The organism is Hydrogenophaga sp. PAMC20947, assembly GCF_004795855.1.
In the GTDB taxonomy this organism is placed as follows: domain Bacteria; phylum Pseudomonadota; class Gammaproteobacteria; order Burkholderiales; family Burkholderiaceae_C; genus Hydrogenophaga.
Window position 1 is genome coordinate 3,747,533 of record NZ_CP039252.1, and the last position, 22,179, is coordinate 3,769,711.

Sequence of the window (22,179 nt, forward strand, 5' to 3'; positions counted from 1 at the left end):
TCATTCAAAACCCCAAACGCCAGACCAGGCCCAGCAAAGCACACACGGCGATCACATGGATCACCGGGCGCTTGTAGTGGATCAAAGCCACCGCTGCCCCCAGCGAAATCACCACCGACGGGCCGTCGATTGCGCCGTCAAAACCCGTGGGCCACCACACGTGGTACCCAAAGAACAACGCCAGGTTCAGGATCACGCCCACCACCGCGGCGGTGATGGCCGTCAGGGGGGCGGTAAAACTCAACTGGCCGTGCGTGGATTCGACCAGCGGGCCCCCCGCAAGAATAAACAAAAACGACGGCAAGAACGTGAACCAGGTTACCAGCACCGCCGCCGTGGCCCCCGCCAGAAACAGGGCATCGGGCCCAAACACCGCCTTCACATAACCGCCCACAAACGCCACAAAAGCCACCACCATGATCAGGGGCCCTGGCGTGGTTTCGCCCAGCGCCAGGCCGTCGATCATTTGTGTGGGGGTCAGCCAGCCGTAGTGGCTTACACCGCCCTGGTACACATACGGCAAAACTGCGTACGCGCCGCCAAAGGTCAACAGCGCCGCCTTGGTGAAAAACCAGCCCATTTGCGTCAGCGTGTGGTCCCAGCCCAGCCAGCCGGTGAGCAAGGCCATGGGCACCACCCACAACACCGCGCCCACCGCCACCACACGCCACAAGCGGCCCCAGCTGAAACGGGCGTGTTCGGGGGTGGGCGTGTGATCGTCGATCAGGGCCGGCAATGAAGCGGCGCTGGTCGGGCCGTGCCCTGCGCCACCCAGGCTGAACATTTGCGGCGCCCAGCGCGCACCCAGAAAGCCCACCAGCGCTGCGCCCAAAACGATCAGCGGAAACGGCACCTGCAGCGCAAAGATCGCCACAAATGCCGCTGCGGCCACCGCCCACATCGCGCCGTTCTTCAGCGCCCGCGAACCGATGCGCACCGTGGCCTGCACAACAATGGCCGTGACCGCCGGCTTGATGCCGTAAAACAGGCCCGCCACCCAGGGCACATCGCCAAACGCGATGTACACCCAGGACAAACCGATCAGGATGAACAGCGAGGGCAACACAAACAACCCCCCCGCCACCACACCGCCCCAGGTGCGGTGCATCAGCCAGCCAATGTAGGTCGCCAGTTGCTGCGCTTCTGGGCCGGGCAACACCATGCAGTAGTTCAAGGCGTGCAGAAAACGCCGCTCCGAAATCCAGCGCCGCCGCTCCACCAGCTCCTGGTGCATGATCGCGATCTGCCCCGCCGGGCCCCCGAAACTGATGAACCCCAGCTTGAGCCAGAACCAGAAAGCCTGGGCCAGGCTAACTGGCGCCAACGTCTCGCCGTCGAGCTTTTCAGGGTCGCTTGTCTTCATGAAGCAAGTGCCTCACTGGAAAAGCTGACCAGCAAACTGTCAAACACCACACCCGCCGCCGCCAACAAGGCGTGGTCGTCGGTCAGCTGGGTGTGAAGCCCTGTCAAAACCGCCTCCAGCCCCACCGCTTCGGCGGGCTGAAGACCCCCCACATCCAGGTAGTGCACCAAAGCCGCCAACCGCGCGAGTCCGGGCTGGTTCAACCCGAAGCTCGCGACTAACACCTCAAACGTCACGCGATGGTCGACATGGCTGAAATCCGCTCCATCAAAATCAAAGCCCAGTGCCTGGACCGGCCGGTCAGACGGGTCTACCATCCAACGCACACGGGCCTTTCGATCAATGAACCGCTGGATCAGCCAGGCACTGGCCAAACGATCCACCCACGGACGCTCTCGAGTGACCCAAATACGCCCCTGGTATTGCGCGAGGTCTCGAACCGTGATTTCACCGTCGGTGCATTGAGGCTCATTGGGCGACAAGGCGCGGGCACATGCCAGCTCAAGCTCATTCAATTGCAGCTCTACTTGCGCCTGCGCCTCACCTTGAAAGAAGTCCATGACAACAATCGCTGCAAAAACTCTTCGCCACTTGCGCACCCGCTTGAGTTGGTCTGCAGCAGAATCGGCCGACAGGGTGGACAAAGCCTGAATGAGTTCCAACGACAGAGCCTGATAGTCCTGGGTGCGGTCGAACAGGGATTTGAAATCGGTGCCTTCGGGCGGCGCAACCCGCATCACCAAGGCGGTGCCCCCCGCCGCCACAACATCCGAGGCCAAAGCGTCAAAACCGGCCTTGTTAGAGGCCATGTCAGGCAACAGGTACACGCCATCACGCAACACCGCGGCGCCTGAAGCTTTCAGCGCTCGCCAGGTGCGCATGCGCACAGCGGAATTCTCGGTAGGCAAGCTCGTGATCAAAGACAACCATTCATTCATGTAATGAAGTCTACTATATTGTTAACTACATTACAAAATTATGAAATAGGGAAAATTGACACTTCTTTACATTCCAGCCAAACAGGACGCACACAAGCGATACACAGGACTCGCAAACTGGACGCATTCCACAGCGAAAACCCTTTCACTGTGAAACCCAGTTCTTCCATCTCAAGGAGTCACCATGAAACTGAATCTCAAAAACGCCCTCATCGCCACATCCATTGCTGCCGGCCTGTTCGGTGGTTCTGCCATCGCCATTGCGCAAAGCAACACCACCCCTGCAACCATGCCCGAGCAAGGCATGCAAGCCCCCCAGAAGGCACAGCGCGCCGGTGAACCACAAGCCAAGGGTGACAGCCAGGGCAAACACCGTGCCGACCGCATGGCCAAAATGCAAAAACGCATGGCCGAGCGCCAGGCCCAGCTCAAGGCCGCCTTGAAGCTGACCCCCGACCAGGAAGCCGCCTGGAGCGCCTTTGTTGCGCGCACCGCACCCGAGCCCCGCGTGGCCGGTCAAGACCGTGCCCAGCGCGGGGACTGGTCCAAGCTGACCACGCCCGAGCGTCTGGACAAGATGCAGGCCCGCCATGCTGAGCGCGGTGAAAAAATGGCCCAGCGCATCGACGCCACCAAGAGCTTCTACGCCGCCCTGACACCCGAGCAGCAAAAGACCTTTGACACGCAAGGCATGCGCGCCATGGGTGGCAAACACCGTGGCGGCATGAAGGGTGATCACCAACGCATGGGCAAGAACCACCACCGCGGTGACCATGAGCATGGCCAAGGCATGCACAAGGTCAAGCACATGGGCGAGAAAATGGGCCAAGGGAAACCCATGGTTGCCCCAGCCGCCGCAGCGACGCCAGCAGCACCGGTAGCCCCAGCGCCTGCCGTCACCCAGTAACGCACCAGCCATGCCCTGACGGGCACCCGCCCGTCGCCCTCAAGCCCCGCTCATGCGGGGCTTTTTCGTGCTGCATCCAACCTGCCACCCCATCGAACCCGCAATCACCGCCACTTTGAAAGGACGGCATTTCACCGAGGCAACAGGTTCCGCGCAACCCCAGTGCACTGGAAGCCTTTGCGCCATATCAAGGCAACTGTCAGTTTTGAGGTTTAGTCTGGGGTTTTGAAGCTTGGCAACCCGCTCAAGAGGTTGACCAAGAACAGGAGACTCCCACCCATGCTGTCCGCTTACATCACCCACCCCGACTGCGCCCTGCACGACATGGGCAACCACCACCCTGAATGCCCCGAGCGCCTCGGCGCCATCAACGACCACCTGCTGGTCAAGGGCCTGCTCGACTACATGATTCCGTACGACGCCCCCTTGGCCACACTGGACCAACTGGGCCGCGCGCACGCCTCCAACTACGTCAGCGAGCTGATCGATGCTTCGCCCAAAGAAGGCTTTCATGCAGTAGACCCCGACACCAACATGAACCCCCACACCATCACCGCCGCCCTGCGCGCGGCCGGTGCGGCGGTCGAGGCCACCGATCTGGTGCTGGGCGGCAAGGCGGCCACCGCATTTTGCTGCGTGCGCCCACCGGGGCACCATGCCGAACGCCAGGCCGCCATGGGTTTTTGCTTCTTCAACAACGTCACCGTGGGCATGCGCCACGCACTCGATGTGCATGGTCTGGAGCGCGTGGCCTTGATCGACTTTGATGTGCACCACGGCAACGGCAGCGAAGACATCTTGCGCGGTGACGACCGTGTGCTCATGTGCTCGATTTTTGAGAAGGGCCTCTACCCCTTCAACGGTGAAAGTGCCATCGGCGACAACATGGTGAATGTGGGCCTGCCCAGCCGCAGCGGCGGCGAAGCCTTTCGCGGAGCCGTCACCCAACACTGGTTGCCCGCACTCCACGCCTTCAAGCCGCAGCTCATCTACATTTCTGCCGGATTCGACGCCCACCGCGAAGACGACATGGGCAACCTTGGCCTGGTGGAGGCCGACTACGAATGGGTCACCCAGCAGATCATGGACGTCGCCAACCAGCACTGCCAGGGCCGTGTCATCTCGTGCCTGGAAGGGGGCTATGTGCTGAGCCCACTTGCGCGCAGTGTGGCCGCCCATGTCAGGGTGTTGATCGGCGCGGGCTGATCCGGTACAACGAAAAATTCAACGAGACAAATAGACTCAAAAATCCAACCGCAGCCCTAGCGACAAGACGCAGCGAGACAACGGACAAATATCCGCCCCAAAACTTCTGCTTTTCCGCACACGGGCGAAAGCCAGGTGTGCCACTCTGTTCTCATGGACAAACACTACCTGACCCCTCTGTTCCAACCCGAGGTCATCGCCGTTTTTGTAGGCAAAAACGGCGATCCGGAACACCAGATCCCCCAAGCCCGTGCACTGGTGGAATCCATCACCGCCCAGCGCTTCAGCGGCAAGCTGATCTTCATCGATCCCCACACCACCGGCACCCTCGCCGATCTGGCCCAGACGCGGGCCGATCTCGCCATCATCGTCTTGCCCCCCAAAGAAGCGCTGGCCGCACTCGAGGTCGTGGGCCGCATCAGATGCAAGGCGGCCCTCATGATCGGCAGTGGCATTCCAGCCGACATGGCCAGCGACATGCACCTGGTGGCCCGCAAACACGGCATCCACCTGCTGGGCCCCAACAGCCTGGGTTTTCAGCGCCCCCGCATCGGCCTCAACGCGGGTGTGGTGGGCCCGCTCACCCGCCCAGGCCCGCTGGGTCTGATTTCTCAATCAGGTGCGCTCACCGCGTCCATCCTCGACTGGGCCGGCCAAAACAACGTGGGCTTCTCCACCGTGGTCTCCCTGGGCCCCAACACCTCGGTCGATCTCGCCCAGGCGCTGGATTTCCTTGCCTCCGACGCACAGACCCACAGCATTGTGGTCTACATGGAAGGCATCTCCAGCGCCCGCCGTTTCATGAGCGCGCTGCGCGCTGCCGCCAATGCCAAACCCGTGGTGGTGCTCAAAGCCGGACGCAAAAAAGCTGGCAATGAAGCCGCGCAAACCCACAGCGGCGCCATCGTGGGCAGCGACGAAGTCTTCGAAGCCGCCCTGCGCCGGGCGGGTGCGGTGCGCGTGCGCTCGTTTGTCGAGCTGTTCTCGGCCTCCAAATGCCTGGCCTCGCGATACCGCCCGGTGGGCAAGCGCCTGGCCATCGTCACCAACGGCGGTGGGCCAGGTGTGCTCGCGGCCGACTGGGTGAGTGAAATCGCGCTGGAGCTGGGCAAGCTCTCGCCCGAGACCGCGGCCGAGCTCCAGCCCAAACTGCCCCCGTTCGCCTCGCTGCACGATCTGATCGACCTGTCTGAAGAAGCCACGCCTGAGCACTACCGCGAAGCCATCGCCGCAGCCGGCCGGGACAAAACGGTGGACGGTGTGCTGGTGGTGCATTCACCCAAAGGCGGCGTGAATGCCGCTGAAGTGGCCCGCGCCATGGCCGACCTCAAAGACCGCTTGGGCAAACCGCTGCTGTGCTGCTGGATGGGTGACGCTTCGGTGGGCGAGGCCCGTGATGTGCTGCAGCATGCTGCCATCCCCGCTTTCCGGACCCCCGAAGCCGCTGTAGGCGCGTTTGGCAACATTGCCAGCTTTTACGAGAACCAGCAGCTGCTGCAGCAAACGCCGCCGCCCTTGTCCAACCTGGCCAAACCCGACCTGGAAGGCGCGCGGCTGCTGATCGAAAACGTGCTCACCGAGCGCCGCAAGGTGTTGACGGAAATGGAATCCAAGGCCCTGCTCTCGGCCTTCCACATTCCGGTCACCCAGACCATCCTGGCCCGCAGCGCCAACGAAGCCATGATGATTGCCACCCAGCTGGGCTACCCGGTGGCGCTCAAGATCGATTCATACGACATCAGCCACAAGAGCGACGTCAACGGCGTCGCGCTCAACGTGATGAACGCTGTGGGGGTGCGCGACATCTACCAGACCATGATCCAGACGGTGAGCAAGCTGCAGCCCGGCGCACGCATCAATGGGGTCACCATCCAGAAAATGGCCAGCAACAAACGCGGCCGCGAGCTCTACATCGGCCTGGTCACCGACGACCCGTTTGGCCCGGTGATCGCCTTCGGCGCCGGCGGCACCATGATCGAGTTGATCAACGACCGGGCCATGTCCCTTCCCCCCCTCAATTTGTTTCTGGCGCGCCGCCTGATCGAACGTTCACGCGCAAATGAGACCCTGGACGCCTGGAGAGGGGCCACAGCGGTCGATCGGGCCGCCCTTGAGCATGTGCTACTCCGGGTGTCGGAAATGGCCTGTGAGCTCCCTCAGCTGCGAGAAATGGACATCAACCCCATCATCGTGGACGAATCCGGGGCCGTGGCGGTCGATGCCCGCATCGTGATCGACAACGCGCCAGCCTCCGCCCGCAACTACGCCCACCTGGCCATCCTGCCCTACCCAGCCCGCTACGAACAGATCTGGCCCATGCGGGGCGGGGGTGAGTACACCATCCGGCCCATCCACCCCGATGACGCCGAGATGCTGCAGGAACTGGTGCAAAACCTGTCGCCAGAGAGCCGCTACTTCCGTTTTGTCTCTTCCATGAAGGAATTGCCCCTGCCCATGCTCTCGCGCCTCACCCTGATCGACTACGACCGAGAGATGGCGCTGGTGGCCATCCACCGGGAACGCAAAGACAGTCCTGAAGGCAAAACCGTCGAAATCGAGCGGGTAGTGGGCGTTTCCCGCTACATCACCAACCCCGACAAGTCCAGCTGCGAGTTTTCGCTGGTGGTTGCGGACGACTTCAATGGCAAGGGTCTGGGTTCGCGCTTGATGCTCAGCATCATGGAAGAAGCGCGTGACAAGGGGCTGGCCGAGATCGAGGGCCTGGTGTTGGCGAACAACCCCGGCATGCTCAAGCTCATGAAAAGCCTGGGCTTCACAGCCAAGCCGTTTCCAGACGACCCCGACTTCAAACTGCTGACCTACACCCTCTGAACGCTGTTCAAAACAGCCAGGCAAAGTTCATTTTCAGCCGCCCGGCATCGCCTGGCGGCTTTTTTTGTTCCCGTTTTTGTTCGCGTTTCTTATTCTTCTATATCTTTATTTCAAATTAGTAGTGGTAGTAGAGCAAACCGTTTTTCCGGGATAAGTCTGTTTTTTCCTTTTAAATCAATGATTTAGCGAGGTCCAAAGTCTGTGTCGAGTGGCCTGTTCATGGCGAAGTGAATTGGGGACAACTTGGGCTTTATCGATGGGCCTGTGGATAACTGGTGGGTTGTTAAAAAATTATCCACAGGGTTGTGGATCAATGAAAGTGGATTGTCTGTACAAAACCCCAGCTCATGTTTTTGAAGCGAGGGTCAACACCTGGGGACCCGCTTGCTGGCCACCTCGGGTGCCTAGGAAGGCACCAACGTGGCTGGGCAGATCGGCGACGCCGACTTCAAGGGCACGCTGGACGGTTTCTTCACCGAGCAGGCCCACGGTGCACTCGGGTGTGCCGCCAACACTTGGCTCGCGGGGTTATCTCAACATCGACATGTGGGCAAATCCCCAGGCCATGCCCAGACCATGGGTCAAGGTCGCTGCCACGGTGAGCGCCAGGGCCGGTTTCAGGCGTTGGGGCTGGTCGGCATGGCGGATCAAGAGCACCCAGGCCGTGAGCGACAGCGGCAGGGAGACCAGGCCCCAGAGCGCCGGTATGGGCGGAATCAGCAACCACACGCTGATGGCCAGCCAGGCGTGGGCGGCCAGCACCAAGGCGCCGTACATCATCGTGGCCCCCCGGGTGCCCAGCCGCACCACCAGGGTGCGCTTGCCCACGCTGGCATCGGCCTTCGCGTCGGGCACACCGTTGATCACCAGCAAGGCCGCGACCATGAGTGCGAAGCCCAGCCCCGCGCTGGCAGGGATCAGGAAAAAGTGGCGCCGCTGCACATAGTCGGCCCCCACCACCACGCCAAACCAGGCCAGTGCCACCGCGAATTCACCCATTCCGCGTGACATCAACTGCAAAGGGGGGGCGGAATAGGCCCAGGCCAGCAGCAGCCCCGCGGCGCCCAGCAGCAAGATGCCTGGCCCTGCTTGCACCGCGATCAGCAAGCCGGCGGGGATCAGCAGCACGAACAAGGCCTTGGCCAGATCCGCGGTGTGTTGTTCGGTCACGGTGCCGTTCTGGATCAGGCGCGAGCCCCCTGTGAAAGGGAACACGCCCTGGGTGTTGGCGGCGTCAGCGCCGTTGCGCGCATCGTGCTGGTCATTGATGACATTGCCCAGGGCGTGTGCCATGGCCGCGACCACCGTTGATCCCAGCGCGAGGGGCATGTCCAGCCCGCAACCGCAGGACGAAGCGATCGCCGTGCCCAGCAGGCAAGCCACCACGGTGAGCAACAGAAAAGCGGGCCGTGTCATGCGCCACCACACCTTCAAGGGCAGCGCGGGTGGGACCGGCGGTGGCTGCACAGGGGAGGCGGACCCGGCTTTTGGGCCGCTTGCGCGTGCGGATTCTGATGTGGGGCTGGCTGGGTGATCTGTCGCAGGGCCCAATTCTGGTAGCGTCATGGGTTCAGTATGGGCAAGACGGCTGCATGCTGCCTTGATCTTTGTCGGGCACCGCGGGACCGATCGGACACAAGTGGTCACCTTCCACCTTGGGGTCGGCACGGGGCGACTGGTAAACTGCCTCCTCAGGCGGCTGGCCCATCCGGTTCCAGCCCGGCTTTGTCACGATTCATGTCCACGATCCTCAGCGCCAACGCCCCCACCACCTTCGAAATCAAGAGCGCCAACCTGCCCTTGGTCGCCCTGCTGCTGAAATCCGCCGACCTTGACCGGTTGAGCCAGGAGCTGGCGCAGCGTTTCGGTGACATGCCCGATTTCTTCGACAACGATCCGCTGGTGGTGGATTTGTCGTCGCTGGTGGTTGGTGAACATGTGCCCACGGCGCTGGATTTCAGCGTGTTGTCGGACATGTTGCGCGCCTACCGTCTGCAGCCCTTGGCGGTGCGGGGTGGAAATGCAACCCTGATGGCAGCCGCGTTCGCCGCTGGCCTGATCTCGGCCGAAGATGCCATCGTGCAACGCAGCGCCCAGCGTTCGGCTGAGGCCGACACCGAGCCCCGCCCCGCCGTGCCAGCGGCGGCGCAGGACCAACCCCCGTCGGCCGCGCCTGCGCCCGGCGCCATGGTGGTCGACAAGCCCTTGCGCTCGGGACAGCAGGTGTATGCCCGTGGCCGCGATCTGATCGTGATGGCCATGGTCAACCCAGGTGCCGAAGTGATAGCCGACGGCCACATCCATGTGTACGCCCCCCTGCGTGGCAAAGCGATTGCCGGCGCGCGGGGCAACGGCGACGCCCGCATTTTTGCGCTGTCGATGGCGCCCGAACTGATTTCGATTGCGGGTATTTACCGCACCAGCGAAAACACCTTGCCCGATGCGGTGCAAGGCAAAGCCGCCCAGGTTCGCCTGGTGCCCGGCCCCGATGGCGACAAGCTGGTTATTGACGCCATTGCCTCCTGATTCTGACAGTCCATCCCGTTCGAGAAAGACCCCTCACCATGACCCGTATCGTTGTTGTCACCTCCGGTAAAGGCGGCGTGGGCAAAACCACGACCAGCGCCAGTTTCTCCGCCGGCCTTGCCTTGCGCGGTCTCAAGACAGCTGTCATCGACTTTGACGTGGGCCTGCGCAACCTTGACCTGATCATGGGTTGTGAGCGCCGCGTGGTGTACGACTTGATCAATGTGATCCAGGGCGAAGCCAACCTCAATCAGGCGCTGATCAAGGACAAGCAGGTCGACAACCTCTTCGTGCTGGCCGCCAGCCAGACGCGCGACAAAGACGCGCTGTCGCTGGAGGGGGTCGAAAAGGTGCTCACAGATCTGTCTGAAATGGGCTTTGACTACATTGTTTGCGATTCGCCCGCCGGTATCGAGACCGGCGCTTTGATGGCCATGCACTTTGCCGACGAAGCGTTGATCGTGACCAACCCCGAGGTCTCCAGTGTGCGCGATTCCGACCGCATTCTGGGCATGCTGGGCAGCAAGACCAAGCGTGCCATGGAAGGCAAGGAAGCCATCAAGGAACACCTGCTGATCACCCGCTACAACCCCGGTCGCGTGGCCGAAGGCCAGATGCTGTCGCTTGAAGACATCCAGGACATCCTGCGCATCAAGCTGATTGGTGTGATCCCCGAGAGTGAAAGTGTGCTGACCGCTTCCAACCAGGGCACGCCCGCCATCCACCTCAAGGGAACGGACGTGGCCGAGGCTTACAGCGACGTGATCGAGCGATTCCTGGGTGCCGATAAACCCCTGCGGTTTATAGAAGCCGAAAAATCAGGCTTCTTCAAGCGCGTCTTCGGGAGGAAGTGAAGCCATGTCTTTCCTCTCCTTCTTTATTGGCGAGAAAAAGAAAACCGCCAGCGTCGCCAAAGAACGGCTCCAGATCATCCTGGCCCACGAGCGCAGCGGTCGCAATGCCGATGAGCCCGACTACCTGCCTGCTTTGCAACGCGAACTCATGGCCGTGATCAGCAAATACATCAAGATCAACCAGGAAGACATCAAGGTCCAGCTCGAGCGCCAGGACAATCTGGATGTGCTGGAAGTCAAGATCGAATTGCCGGACAGGAAATAGCCCCCACGCTCCGCCGCTGCGCGGGTCGCTGCCCCCCAAGGGGGCAGATTCACCTTGGGGCGGCCCGGCGATGAATCGTCGAGCCCCCACGCTCCGCCGCTGCGCGGGTCGCAGCTCCAGGCGGGAAAGTACCGGCTGATGCCCCGGTTCCCAGGCTCCGCCATGGCACCGGTCTATCATCAGCCCATGCTGATCGAAACACTCGGTGCGGCCCGCGACATGGGCCGGCTCAACACGATCCTGGGCGTGCTGGTGCGCCATGGATTTGGCGACAGTGTGCGCCGCTTGGGCCTGGCCGACCGGCTCGAGCGGGCTGGCCATGTGCTGCATTGGGACACTGCTGCGCATCTGGCGCGCCTGGAGCCCGCCGTTCAGGTGCGCCTGGCCCTGGAAGAGCTCGGACCCACTTTTGTGAAGCTGGGCCAAATCCTGGCCGGGCGGGCCGATCTGTTTGGCCCCGAGTACATCGCCGAATTTGAAAAACTTCACAGCCATGTGCCTGCGGTGCCCATGGACATCTTGCGGCCACAACTGCGCGAGGATCTGGGGGGCGAGCCTGAGGCGGTGTTTGCACGGTTTGAAACGCAGCCGCTGGCGGCCGCCTCCATTGCCCAGGTTCACCGGGCGCAGCTGCTCGATGGCACCGAGGTGGTTGTCAAGATCCGCCGCCCGGGCATCGCCGACACCATCGAAGCCGATTTGCGGTTGATGGCCCGCCTTGCGGCGGTGGTCGAGGCCGAAACTCCCACGCTCAAACCCTACCGGCCGCAGCAACTGGTGCGCGAGCTGGCGCGCTCGTTGCGTCGCGAGCTCGATCTGGCCAGTGAGTGCCGCAACGCCGAGCGCATCGCGGCCAACCTGGCCGAGCTGCCCTGGATCGTGGTGCCCAAGGTGCACTGGGCCCACACCAGCGAGCGGGTCAACGTGCAGGACTTCATCGTAGGGGTGCCCGGCCCCGCGCTGGGACAGCTCGATGTGCTCGGGTTTGACCGGCAGCTGCTGGCCCAGCGCGGCGCCCAGGCGGTGCTGAAGATGATCGTGGAAGACGGCGTGTTCCACGCCGACCCACACCCGGGCAACGTGTTTTACCTCGAAGGCAATCGCATCGCCTTCATCGATTTTGGCATGATCGGGCGTCTCACGCCCCGCCGGCGCGACGAGCTGTTGCAGCTGCTGCTCGGCCTGATCGAGCGCCAGCCGCAGACCGTGGCCGATGTGCTGCTGGACTGGACGGGCGACGACCACCACCTCAATCTCAGTGCGCTCGAAAACGAAATTGAGGCCTTTGTGGACCAGTACCACGGCTCGCCGCTGGCCGCCCTCAACCTGGGCCAGATGCTGGCCGATGTGACCACCATCCTGCGGGAGCACCACCTCGGCCTGCCGTCCGACATGGCTTTGCTGATCAAGGCCTTCATCACGCTCGAAGGCATGGGCCGCAGCCTGGACCCCGAATTCCACATGACCAGCGAAGCCCTGCCGCTGCTCAAGAAAGTGGTGCGCGCCCGCTACGAGCCCAAGGTCGTGGCCAACCGCGCCTGGCAAACGCTGCGCCGCACGCTGGCGGTGGCCGAGCAGCTGCCCCACGACGTGTCGCGTTTGCTGCGCAACGCGCGGCGCGGGCGCTTGCACGTGGGCATCGAGCTGGCCCACCTCAAGCGCGTGGGCGACCAGATCGACCGCGCCGCCAACCGCCTCACCATGGCACTGGTGATCGCTGCGCTGATCATCGGCTCGTCCATCGTGATGACGGTGCAAGGTGGGCCGACGCTGCTGGGTCTCCCCGCCTTTGGATTTCTGGGTTTTCTCAGCGCCTTTGTGGGCGGGCTGTGGCTGGTGCGCGCCATCTGGCGCAGCAGCCGTGGACGCGATCACGACCCCGACGAATGAACGCCTTCGGCGGGGTTGCTCAGGGATGACCTGTGCCTATGATTCTTCTGTTCGTCTGTCCCCCCCCCTATTCCCGACGCTTGAGCCGCCTTGCGCTCTGAAGCTGTTCACAGGAGCCCCAACATGACCCCCTCTTTCCGTTTGCTGCCCCTTGCTCTGTCGCTCACCCTGCTCGCCGGCTGCGGCAGCCAGGTGATCAACCCGGTGACCGGGCAGACCGAGCGCAGCGTCATGAGCGAGTCCGCCGAGCTGGCAGAAGGCAAGAAGGCCCATGAGCAGGTGATGCAGGAATACGGGGTGTACAAAAACCCGCGCCTGCAAGCCTATGTCAACGAGGTGGGGCAGAAATTGGCGCGCGAGTCACACCGCGCGAACATTCCCTGGACCTTCACCGTGCTCGACAGCCCCGAGATCAACGCCTTTGCTTTGCCGGGCGGTTATGTCTACATCACGCGCGGCATCCTGGCCTACATGGAAAGCGAGGCCGACATGGCCGGCGTGATCGGCCATGAGATTGGCCACGTCACTGCACGCCACGGCGCCCAGCGGGCCACGCGCCAGCAAGACGCCGGTCTGGGGGTGTTCGCCGCGACCATTCTGGGTGCGGTGCTCGAGAGCCAGGGCGTTTCGGGCGCCACCGAGCTCGCTGGCCAGACCGCCCAAGGCGTGGCCGCCGGTTATGTGGCGAAGTACAGCCGCGAGCAGGAGCTGCAGGCTGACACCCTGGGCGCTGAATACCTGTCGCGCACCCGCTATGCCCCCGACAACATGGTCGACGTGATCCAGGTGCTCAAGTCGCAGGAGCAATACGCCGGCGATGTGGCGCGGGCGGAAGGCCGTCAAGCGTCTGAGGGCAATTCCTGGCTGGCCTCGCACCCCAGCAACGATCAGCGACTGGCGTCCATCCGCCGCATTGCCGCCCAATACAAGGGCGACTACAAGGACGATGGCCGCCAGCGCTTCCTGCGGGCCATGGAGGGCGTGCGATTTGGGGAAAGCCCAGAGCAGGGTCTGACCCGAGGACAAAATTTTTACCACGCCGGTCTGGGCATCGCCCTGACCGCGCCCAACGGCTGGCGCATTCAGAACGCGGCCACAGCGCTCACCTTCGTCAGCCCGAAAGGCGATGCGGCGCTGCGCATGGTGACCCTGCCGCCCAAGGCGGGCAGCTCACACGACGAGATCATCCGCAACGCGTTCAAACCCACCCAGGGCAATGCCACGCGTGGTCAGCTCAATGGCTTCACCTCCACGCACTTTGTGGGGACCAACCAAGCCGCCAATGGCCAGGCGCAGGGGGTCGAAGCCACGATCGTGACCGGTCCGCAGCAACTCAACTACGCCCTGCTCTACCTCGCCGCGAGCCCGGCCGCGCGCCAGCAGGCGCAGTCGGGTCTCAAGTCGGCCGAGCAATCGTTCCGTGCCATGAGTGCTGCTGACACCCGCGCGGCCAGGCCATGGCAGCTGAGCGTGGTGCCGTTCCCGCGCGGTGGCTTTGCCGAGTTGGAGCGCCAGTCGGCACCGGTGCCTCAGGTGGCTCGCCAGTTGCGCCTGCTCAATGGCCTGTACGGCGCGGGCGCCGAGCCGGCGGTGGGCTCGCTGGTGAAGGTTGTGACCGAGCAATGAGCGGTCGGTCCGGCAGGCTTGTGTGATGGCGGATCGTGATCCCGTGCCCGATTGGGCCCACACGGCGGAGGCTTCTCCCTTCACGCCACCTGCCAGCAGTGCCACGCCGACCCTCCTCATCGCCGCGGCCATCGTGGCGGTGGGTGTGGCGGGCTTTTTTGGTCACAGGGCCTGGTTGGAAGACGGTACTGCAGCCCAACCGGTGCCCGCACCTGTGGTCTCCCCGGCAGCCCCTTTGCCAGACGAGCTCCGTACAGAGGCGATGCCCAAGGAACGCCGTGATGAGCAGCTTCGGCAAGCCATGCCTGTGCAGACCTGGACCCGTTGCCAAGTGGGTGAACAGGTGGTCTACAGCGATTCAGGGTGTGGCGGGGGTGTGGTCCAGCGCAGCTCGGCGGACACACAGGCGCCGGTCAGCGCTGTTCCGTCCATGCCCGAAACCCCGTCCTCCCACACGCTTTATCGTTGCAAGCCCTATTCGGGTGGAGCTTTCTGGTCGACCCGGCATTGCAACCAGCAAAAGGCGCTGGTGGACCGCATGGTGACCGTGCCCCGCAACATGACGCTGAACCAGAAGATCGCCATCGCTGAGCGCAGCTTGAACAAGGCCCAGTCGCCCGTTCAACAAGTACCAGTGTCTCAACGTGCTGTTGCATCGACCGACAAACAAGCGGAATGCAGCAGGCTGGATGAAGTGATCCGGCATATCGATGCCAGGGCCAGGCAACCCCAAAGCGGGCAAGAGCAAGATCGGCTGCGTGCCCGCCGCCAAAAAGCCCATGACAGGCGGTTCTTTTTGCATTGCTGAAGGGCTCGGCAAGGGGCTTGGGTCCCACTTCACTTGCATTTTTTCCGCATCGTGGTACATTAGCTGGTTCGCCTTGGGCGACTGGCTGCATTCAGGTTTTACCGCCGTGTGTATCTGCCCCTGACAGGCTGTTTTGTAATTGAAACAGTGGGGCCGCCGGTCTAGCCCCTCCTTGGCGTGCCATGGGTGCTTCTCTCACAGCGCCTTGGTCTTTTTTACCTGCTGCAGCTGTTGCCACTGTCATGGCGATGGCGCCGGTTCTTGTCGGAGGTGTTTTCACCGGCCCGATCGGCACTTGGCAGCGGTTACCCCCGGCGCTTGGGGCTGCCACATGTAGTTTTCGGGTGACGCGCGTCTTGCAAACATTTGGCTTTGACGCCACACCCCACGATAATTTGATGATTCATACAACAACAAACTCTAGCCACAACAAAAACAGCAAGCCAATCACTTTCGACACGAAGAGGGTGTCACCGCTGAATCTGGGTCAGTACCGCATCGCGGCCTGCCCCAAGGCCCTGCCCGACGGGCGTTTCGCCGCGCAGGTATCCATTGCCAGCGGCACGGGTAGCGCCAGCACCGATCGCGTGATGCGGTTTGTCGACGAATTCCCGACCTTCGATGCAGCGGCCCGCTATGCGGTAGCCCAAGGCATTGACTGGGTGAAGGACACGCTGCGTCAGCGCAGCCGCCCCAACTCTGCGGCGGTTTTGTCGCCTGCAGACCCTATCTGTATCTGAACGAAGCAATTACTGGAGTACTGAGCATGGCCAAGGAAGAACTGATCGACATGATGGGTATCGTCAACGAGGTGTTGCCCGACACCCGTTTTCGCGTCACCCTGGACAACGGACACCAATTGATCGCCTATTCGGCGGGCAAGATGAAGAAGAACCACATCCGCATCCTCGCGGGTGACCGGGTTTCTCTGGAGCTCTCGCCCTACGACCTGACCAAGGGTCGCATCAATTTCCGCCACATCGAAGGCCGTGGCCCGATGGTGCCGCGCAAGCCTCGCTGAAGCCGCTCACGAAAAAAGCACCTCACGCCACAGCGGCGTGAGGTGCTTTTTCGTTTCCGAACGGATCGAGCCCTTGTGCATCACCTGGCTGCATTCCGCCTGCATGATTCTCAGCAGGATCCGAATTCGCCGCCGCGCCCGTAGCCGAAATCTCTGCGGTGCGGGTGATGATGGACCTAGCCTGCGCTGCCGCGTGACAAGCATCGGGCCGCTTCAGTAAAACAGTTGACCGAGGTCGGCGCTGCTGCGGTGGCCGATATCGCCATGGTGGGCCTTCAACCAGGCGTCGCCGTGATCGCGCCCCAGATCAAACAGCATCTCGAAAAACTGCATGTGGGCAGCGGCTTTGCTTTCGGTGCTGAGCTCGCTCATCACCTGGCTGGCTTCGATCACATGGAAGTGGGTCCTGATCAGCCGGCGTTCCAGCAGGCCGCGGCGCCACCATGACGTGCCTTCGAGGCTCTCGCGCAGGTGCGCAAACATGCGCATCTCACGCAGAAATGTGGCGTTGAAGGCCAGCTCCATCATCCGGTTCTTGATGTCGCTGGCCGATTTGGGCAATGCACTGTGCTTGAGCGGCGACAGCATCACCAGCAAAATGTCTGTGGCCTGGCACTCGTGAAACAGCGGGAAGACCGCCGGGTTGGCCGCGTAGCCACCGTCCCAGTAGGGCTCGCCCTCAATGATCACGCTGCGGTGCATGGTGGGCAGGCAGGCCGAGGCCAGCACCGCGTCAGCGTGGAGTTCGTGGTTGCGGAACAGGCGCAGCTTGCCGGTGTTGGCGTTGGTCGTGGCGATGAACAGCTTCACCGGGCTCTGCGCGCGCAAGCGCTCAAAATCGACCTGCTTCAGCAAGATGTCGCGCAGCGGGTTGAGGTCGAAAGGGTTGAGCTGTTCGGGCGAGAAGTAGTGGGTCCACTGCAGCATGAGGCGCATGGCGGGTGCCAGTTGAACGCCCTTGCCGTTGGCCGATGGCACCGCCACTTCGAAGGGCGTGCTGCCAGCGACCGCGGTCCAGAACGCACGCAGTGCCTCGCGTGCGCCGGCGTTTCCTCCCGCCATCAACCCTTGGGCCAGCATCACAGCGTTCATGGCGCCGGCGCTGGTGCCGCTCACGCCGTCCAGACGCAGCCGGCCATCTTCCAGCAAGGCATCGAGCACGCCCCAGGTGAACGCGCCATGGGCACCACCGCCTTGAAGGGCCAGATTGATGGCCGGGGGTTGGCGTTGCAGCAGGCCCATGGTGACTCCAGGTAGGGGGCTTAACGCCCCGCGCGCCGGGTGCGCACGGCTGCGGCCAGCCCTTGCAGCACGGGCACGGTTTGCTCAAAGCTGATGCAGGCGTCTGTCACGCTCACGCCGTGTTGCAGAGGCTGGTCGGCCACGATGTCCTGGCGGCCTTCTTGCAGGTGGCTCTCAATCATGAGGCCAGTGATACGGGCATCGCCTGCTGCAACCTGGGCGGCCACATCGGCCGCGACGTCGATTTGTTTGCGGTGCTGCTTGCTGCTGTTGGCGTGTGACACATCGATCATCACTTGCTCGCGCAGGCCCGCGCTTTTCAGCAGGTCGCAGGCTGCGTTCACGTCTTGTGCACTGTAGTTGGGCGCTTTGCCGCCGCGCAGGATCACATGGCAGTCCTGGTTGCCGCGCGTCTCAAACACCGCGGCCTGGCCCATCTTGGTCATGCCCATGAAGGCATGCGGAGCTTGTGCGGCCTGGATCGCGTCGGAGGCAACCTTGATGCCGCCGTCGGTGCCGTTCTTGAAGCCCACCGGGCAACTCAGGCCACTGGCGAGCTGGCGGTGGCTCTGGCTTTCGGTGGTGCGCGCGCCGATGGCGCCCCAGCTCACCAGGTCACTTATGAATTGTGGTGACAGCAGATCGAGAAACTCGGTGCCCACCGGCAAGCCGAGCGCCAGCACGTCCAGCAGCAGCGCGCGGGCCAGCTCCAGCCCTTCGTTGATGGCAAAGCTGTCGTCCATGTGGGGATCGTTGATGTAGCCCTTCCAGCCCACCGTGGTGCGGGGCTTTTCGAAGTACACACGCATGACGATCAGCAGCTCGTCCTTCAGGGCGTCGGCTTGCGCCTTGAGCAGGTGGGCGTAGGTGATGGCCTGCTCGTGGTCGTGGATGGAGCAGGGCCCCACGACCACCACGAGGCGGTCGTCCTGGCCATGCAGCACGCGGGAAATGGCCGCCCGGCTGGTCTCGACCAGTGTCTGTGCTGCGTCTGGGGTGGGCAACCATTCCTGGAGCAGGGCCGGCGTGATCAGCGGGCGCACCGCGCCGATGCGCAGATCGTCGATGCGGGTGGTGTCGAGGGTGGAGGCGGCAGGCGTGTGGGCGTGAACGGTGTGGGGCATGCCGCATTGTCGCAGTCCCTGCCCCAGAAAAGGTTCAATCCGAGGCGCCGGGGGTTGTCTTGGGCATGTGCCGGTACACCAAGCCACGGGAAACCCCCAGCAAACGGGCGGTTTTGGCTACGTTGCCGTGGTGAACCTTCAGCGTTTCCCTGATCAGGCGGCGTTGCGATTCGGCCAGGGAAGATGCCTCGTGTGCGGGCTCTGCTGCCGCTGGCGGCGGCGGCTCAGGCGGTGCTGCCGTTTGGGTTGGCGTTTGCTCAGGCAGGCAGACCGCGGCTGCAAGGCGCCTCTCGGGCAGCGGGCCGGCTTCAGGCGGGCACCCAGGCGTGTCGCTGACCCAGTTGACTGCGTGGCGGGTATCGATGCCATCGGCGCTTTGCATGCTGGCCCTGGCCCAAATACCCAGGCCGCTGGGCAGCTGCACCAGCTGCGGCCTGGCCGCGCGACTCAAACCCAGCAAATCGCGCAAATCCATACCGAGCACATCGTTGGTATGCATACCCCCGGTCTCTTGGGAGGCGCCGAGCAAACTGTGCCCCACGCGGTTGATCCAGATCACCTTCCCGTGGGTGTCCACCCCCAGCAAGCCTTCCATGGGGGTGTTCAGCAGGCTGGGGGCGGTTTGAAACTGCAACACCAGCAATTCGCGCGATTGCGCCATGAGCAAGCGGTTGCCGATCGTGGTCGCAAACATGCCCACCACTGCCGCCGCATCAAATCCAAAATCACGCGCTTCGGTGGACAGATCCAGCACCCCGGCGAGTTGTCCATGGATATCGCGAATGGGCGCCGCCGCGCAGCGCAGCTCCCTGAACAGGGTGTAAAAATGTTCGCCAGCTTCCACGTGGCTGGCTTGCCCGGTGTGCACGACGATGCCCGGCGCTGTCGTGCCCAAGCGGTTCTCAGCCAGGTTCACACCCAGTCGGGAGGCCTTGTTCAAAACCGATTGGTTGGCCTCGTCGGTGTTTTGGGAGATATGCACGATCACGCCGCGCTCATCGGTGAGCAACACGCGGCAATGGGTGCCGCTCAACGAGGCCTGCAATTGCGCCAGCTCCTGGCTGGCGGCCTGGATCAGATCTTCGTTGCGTTCCAAAGCGGCGCTCAGTGCACTGCGGCCCACGGGTTCGATGGCGGGCGACTTTTCACAGCGTTGGCCCAGCTGCCGACAACGATCCCAGGAGTGAATCATGGTCTCGCTGACCAGCCCTGACGGGCGCAAACCCTCTTCGAAGAACCGCTCTCGGGCCAGTGCCGTGCGCTGCGCCGGCGTGCGAAAAAAAGGCTGATTGGGCAGGTTTTGGGTGTTCATGTGGCGCGGAATGGATTCGGCCAGACCGTTGTCATCTGCAGACTCCGACACACGCTGCTGCGTGACAACCGGGCAAACCCTGAGTGGCTGTCGCCTGGGTTGCGCACATGTTCCGACGCGGAACAGATGCGGACGAGGGAAAACCCGGTGGTGCATGGAACAGCATAAATTTCCACAATGCAAAGGTTGCTGGCCAGAAAAGTTCGACCGGCATCTACCACCACAAGGAGACAAGGCATGGTCATCAATCGCACCCTTCTCGGCAGCACTTTGCTGATGGCGGCGCTGGGCTCGGTTCAAGCGCAAAGCCTGGACGATTTGAAGCGAGACGCCACCACCCCCGGCGACGTCCTCACGTACGGCATGGGTTACAACAACCAGCGGTACAGCACGCTGAAAGACATCAACACGGGCAACGTGGGCAAGCTGCGTCCCGTCTGGGCCTACAGCCTGAACAACCCGCAGAGCCAAGAGTCTCAGCCCATTGTTTACCAGGGCGTGATGTATGTGACGACCCACAACAGCACGGTGGCGCTCAACCCCGTGACCGGCAAGCAAATCTGGAAACAGGAATTTGACCTGCCGCAAGATGTGTTCAAGATGGCCTGCTGCGGCATCTTGAACCGCGGCGTTGCCATCTACAACGGCAAGCTGTTTCGCTCCACGCTGGATGCGCATGTGATCGCCATGGATGCCAAGACGGGCAAGCAGCTCTGGAAGGTCAAGGGCGCCGATTATCAGAATGGCCAGGCCATGACCAGCGCGCCGCTGATTGCCAATGGCGTGGTGTTGACCGGCATTGCCGGTGGTGAATACGGCACGCGCGGCTTCATCGATGCCTGGGACCCGGAAACGGGCAAGCAACTCTGGCGTTTCTACACCACCGCGGCACCCGACCAGAAAGGCGGCGACACCTGGCCCGGGGATACCCACCTGAAGGGGGGGGCGCCCACCTGGCTCACCGGCGCTTACGATCCCGAGCTGGATCTCGTTTACTGGGGCACCGGCAACGGTGGTCCGTGGAACCCGAACGCACGCAAAGGCGACAACCTGTACATCGATTCGGTCTTGGCGATCCGGCCCAAGACCGGTGAGCTGGTCTGGCACTACCAGTTCAGCCCCAACGATCCCTACGATTACGACGCGACCGAAGTGGGCATGTTGGTCGATATGAAGATCGACGGCAAAGTCCGCAAGGTCTTGACACAAGCCAACCGCAACGGCTTCATGTACGTGCTGGACCGTGCCAATGGCGAGCTGCTGGCCGCCAACCCGTATGTGAAGGTCAACTGGGCCGACCGCATCGATCTCAAAACCGGCCGCCCGGTGCACAGCGAGATCGACAAAAAAGCGCGAGCTGGTGAAGACGTGGAGATTTTTCCGTCGGTACTGGGCGGCAAGAACTGGACCCCCATGTCGTGGAACCCGGCGACCGGCCTGGCCTATGCCAACACGCTCAACATCAGCTGGCCCTACCAGCTGGCCAAGCCCGAATACAAAAAAGGTGAGTGGTATCTCGGGGTGAACTTCCGCGGCGTGAACATGCCCAAGAACGAACCGCACGGCTACCTCAGCGCCATCGATCCCATGACGGGCAAGAGCAAGTGGCAAATGGCCTGGCCCGGTCAGCCCAGCATGGCGGGCACGTTGTCGACCGCAGGCGGACTGGTCTTCACCGGTGCGGCCACGGGCGAGTTCATGGCGGTGGATGCCGAGACCGGCAAGAAGCTCTACGAATTCCAGACCAGCTCCGGCATCATCGGCCTGCCTGTCACCTTTGAGCAAGATGGCAAGCAGTACGTGACGGTGGTGTCTGGCTCGGGGGGTGTCTGGGCATTGGTGGGCGATGAACGCATGTCGCAAGTGCCTGCTGGCGGATCGGTCTGGACGTTTGCGCTCGATAAATGATGCCTGGCAGACAGTTTTTGCTGATGTGTCTGGCCGCCACTTCGGTGGCGGTCTGCGCACAAACGAATACCGATCCGGCGATGATGCCCGTGCCCGGTCCACCGACGCAGGCGCTGGTGGACAAGGGGCGGGCCCAGTTCGACCGCACCTGCGCGCAGTGCCATGGACGCAACATGGTGAACTCGGGGACCACGTCGTACGATCTGCGGCGTTTTCCCATCGACGAATCCGACCGGTTTTTCAACTCGGTGACCAACGGTAAAAACAACATGCCGTCGTTCAAAGGCGCGCTGGATCCTGGCGCGATCCAGTGGTTGTGGGCCTATGTGTCGACGCGTGGTGGCAAGGAGATGTGAG

At 62.7% G+C, this 22,179-nt stretch carries 19 protein-coding genes; 13 read left to right on the forward strand and 6 right to left on the reverse strand.

All coding sequences use genetic code 11. The features are described from left to right. Positions 1–4: 4 nt before the first annotated feature. The gene (gene chrA, locus E5678_RS17185; RefSeq protein WP_136179658.1) at positions 5–1,363 is read right to left on the reverse strand and encodes a chromate efflux transporter; all 1,359 of its coding nucleotides are present in this window, start codon (positions 1,361–1,363) and stop codon (positions 5–7) included. Beyond that, complete coding sequence (locus tag E5678_RS17190) at positions 1,360–2,301, reverse strand: chromate resistance protein ChrB domain-containing protein (RefSeq protein WP_136179659.1); 942 nt, start codon at positions 2,299–2,301, stop codon at positions 1,360–1,362. The genes chrA and E5678_RS17190 overlap by 4 nt, the downstream gene beginning before the upstream one ends. Positions 2,302–2,485: 184 nt before the next feature. On the opposite strand from E5678_RS17190, the gene E5678_RS17195 reads away from it, so the two are divergent. From E5678_RS17195 to E5678_RS17205, 3 genes are all read left to right on the forward strand, one after another. Then, positions 2,486–3,208: a Spy/CpxP family protein refolding chaperone gene (locus E5678_RS17195; RefSeq protein ID WP_136179660.1), complete on the forward strand. Its 723-nt coding sequence runs from the start codon at positions 2,486–2,488 to the stop codon at positions 3,206–3,208. Positions 3,209–3,487: 279 nt separating this feature from the next. Further along, entirely contained in the window at positions 3,488–4,414 is a 927-nt protein-coding gene (locus E5678_RS17200) for a histone deacetylase family protein (protein WP_136179661.1), read from the forward strand. 153 nt (positions 4,415–4,567) lie between these two features. Next, complete coding sequence (locus E5678_RS17205) at positions 4,568–7,246, forward strand: bifunctional acetate--CoA ligase family protein/GNAT family N-acetyltransferase (RefSeq protein ID WP_136179662.1); 2,679 nt, start codon at positions 4,568–4,570, stop codon at positions 7,244–7,246. 528 nt (positions 7,247–7,774) lie between these two features. Here the strand turns inward: E5678_RS17205 and E5678_RS17210 are convergent. Beyond that, entirely contained in the window at positions 7,775–8,662 is an 888-nt protein-coding gene (locus E5678_RS17210) for a prenyltransferase (RefSeq protein WP_136179663.1), read from the reverse strand. A 321-nt stretch (positions 8,663–8,983) separates the two neighbouring features. Between E5678_RS17210 and minC the strand changes: the two genes are divergently transcribed. The 8 genes from minC to infA all read left to right on the forward strand — a co-directional run bounded on the left by minC (position 8,984) and on the right by infA (position 16,236). After that, positions 8,984–9,772 carry a septum site-determining protein MinC gene (gene minC / locus E5678_RS17215; protein ID WP_136179664.1) on the forward strand — a complete coding sequence of 263 codons (789 nt, stop codon included), beginning with the start codon at positions 8,984–8,986 and terminating at the stop codon, positions 9,770–9,772. Positions 9,773–9,810: 38 nt separating this feature from the next. Beyond that, entirely contained in the window at positions 9,811–10,626 is an 816-nt protein-coding gene (minD, locus tag E5678_RS17220) for a septum site-determining protein MinD (protein WP_136179665.1), read from the forward strand. A 4-nt stretch (positions 10,627–10,630) separates the two neighbouring features. After that, positions 10,631–10,891, forward strand: a complete 261-nt coding sequence (gene minE / locus E5678_RS17225; protein ID WP_136179666.1) for a cell division topological specificity factor MinE — start codon at positions 10,631–10,633, stop codon at positions 10,889–10,891. 186 nt (positions 10,892–11,077) lie between these two features. Then, a complete protein-coding gene (locus E5678_RS17235; protein ID WP_136180837.1) occupies positions 11,078–12,781 on the forward strand; it encodes an AarF/UbiB family protein in 1,704 nt (567 codons plus the stop codon). Positions 12,782–12,904: 123 nt separating this feature from the next. Next, positions 12,905–14,407: a M48 family metalloprotease gene (locus tag E5678_RS17240; protein ID WP_136179668.1), complete on the forward strand. Its 1,503-nt coding sequence runs from the start codon at positions 12,905–12,907 to the stop codon at positions 14,405–14,407. 25 nt (positions 14,408–14,432) lie between these two features. Then, positions 14,433–15,215, forward strand: a complete 783-nt coding sequence (locus E5678_RS17245; protein ID WP_136179669.1) for a hypothetical protein — start codon at positions 14,433–14,435, stop codon at positions 15,213–15,215. 182 nt (positions 15,216–15,397) lie between these two features. Then, a complete protein-coding gene (locus E5678_RS22670) occupies positions 15,398–15,955 on the forward strand; it encodes a hypothetical protein (protein ID WP_247596812.1) in 558 nt (185 codons plus the stop codon). Positions 15,956–15,981: 26 nt separating this feature from the next. After that, positions 15,982–16,236, forward strand: a complete 255-nt coding sequence (gene infA / locus E5678_RS17255) for a translation initiation factor IF-1 (protein WP_056265133.1) — start codon at positions 15,982–15,984, stop codon at positions 16,234–16,236. A 213-nt stretch (positions 16,237–16,449) separates the two neighbouring features. On the opposite strand, the gene E5678_RS17260 is transcribed toward infA, so the two are convergent. From E5678_RS17260 to E5678_RS17270, 3 genes are read right to left on the reverse strand one after another with little or no spacing between them, the layout of a single operon-like run. Further along, positions 16,450–17,478 carry a patatin-like phospholipase family protein gene (locus tag E5678_RS17260; protein ID WP_136179670.1) on the reverse strand — a complete coding sequence of 343 codons (1,029 nt, stop codon included), beginning with the start codon at positions 17,476–17,478 and terminating at the stop codon, positions 16,450–16,452. 20 nt (positions 17,479–17,498) lie between these two features. Next, a complete protein-coding gene (locus E5678_RS17265; protein ID WP_136179671.1) occupies positions 17,499–18,602 on the reverse strand; it encodes a 3-deoxy-7-phosphoheptulonate synthase in 1,104 nt (367 codons plus the stop codon). Positions 18,603–18,636: 34 nt separating this feature from the next. Then, positions 18,637–19,914 (reverse strand): helix-turn-helix domain-containing protein, encoded by a 1,278-nt coding sequence (locus E5678_RS17270; RefSeq protein ID WP_136179672.1) that lies wholly within the window; start codon positions 19,912–19,914, stop codon positions 18,637–18,639. A gap of 237 nt (positions 19,915–20,151) precedes the next feature. Here E5678_RS17270 and E5678_RS17275 point away from each other — a divergent pair, with 237 nt between their 5' ends. Together E5678_RS17275 and E5678_RS17280 are read left to right on the forward strand one after the other, a co-directional pair. Further along, a complete protein-coding gene (locus E5678_RS17275) occupies positions 20,152–21,822 on the forward strand; it encodes a PQQ-dependent dehydrogenase, methanol/ethanol family (protein ID WP_168708593.1) in 1,671 nt (556 codons plus the stop codon). Further along, a complete protein-coding gene (locus E5678_RS17280; protein ID WP_136179673.1) occupies positions 21,819–22,178 on the forward strand; it encodes a c-type cytochrome in 360 nt (119 codons plus the stop codon). The genes E5678_RS17275 and E5678_RS17280 overlap by 4 nt, the downstream gene beginning before the upstream one ends. The last annotated feature ends 1 nt before the right edge of the window (position 22,179 follow it).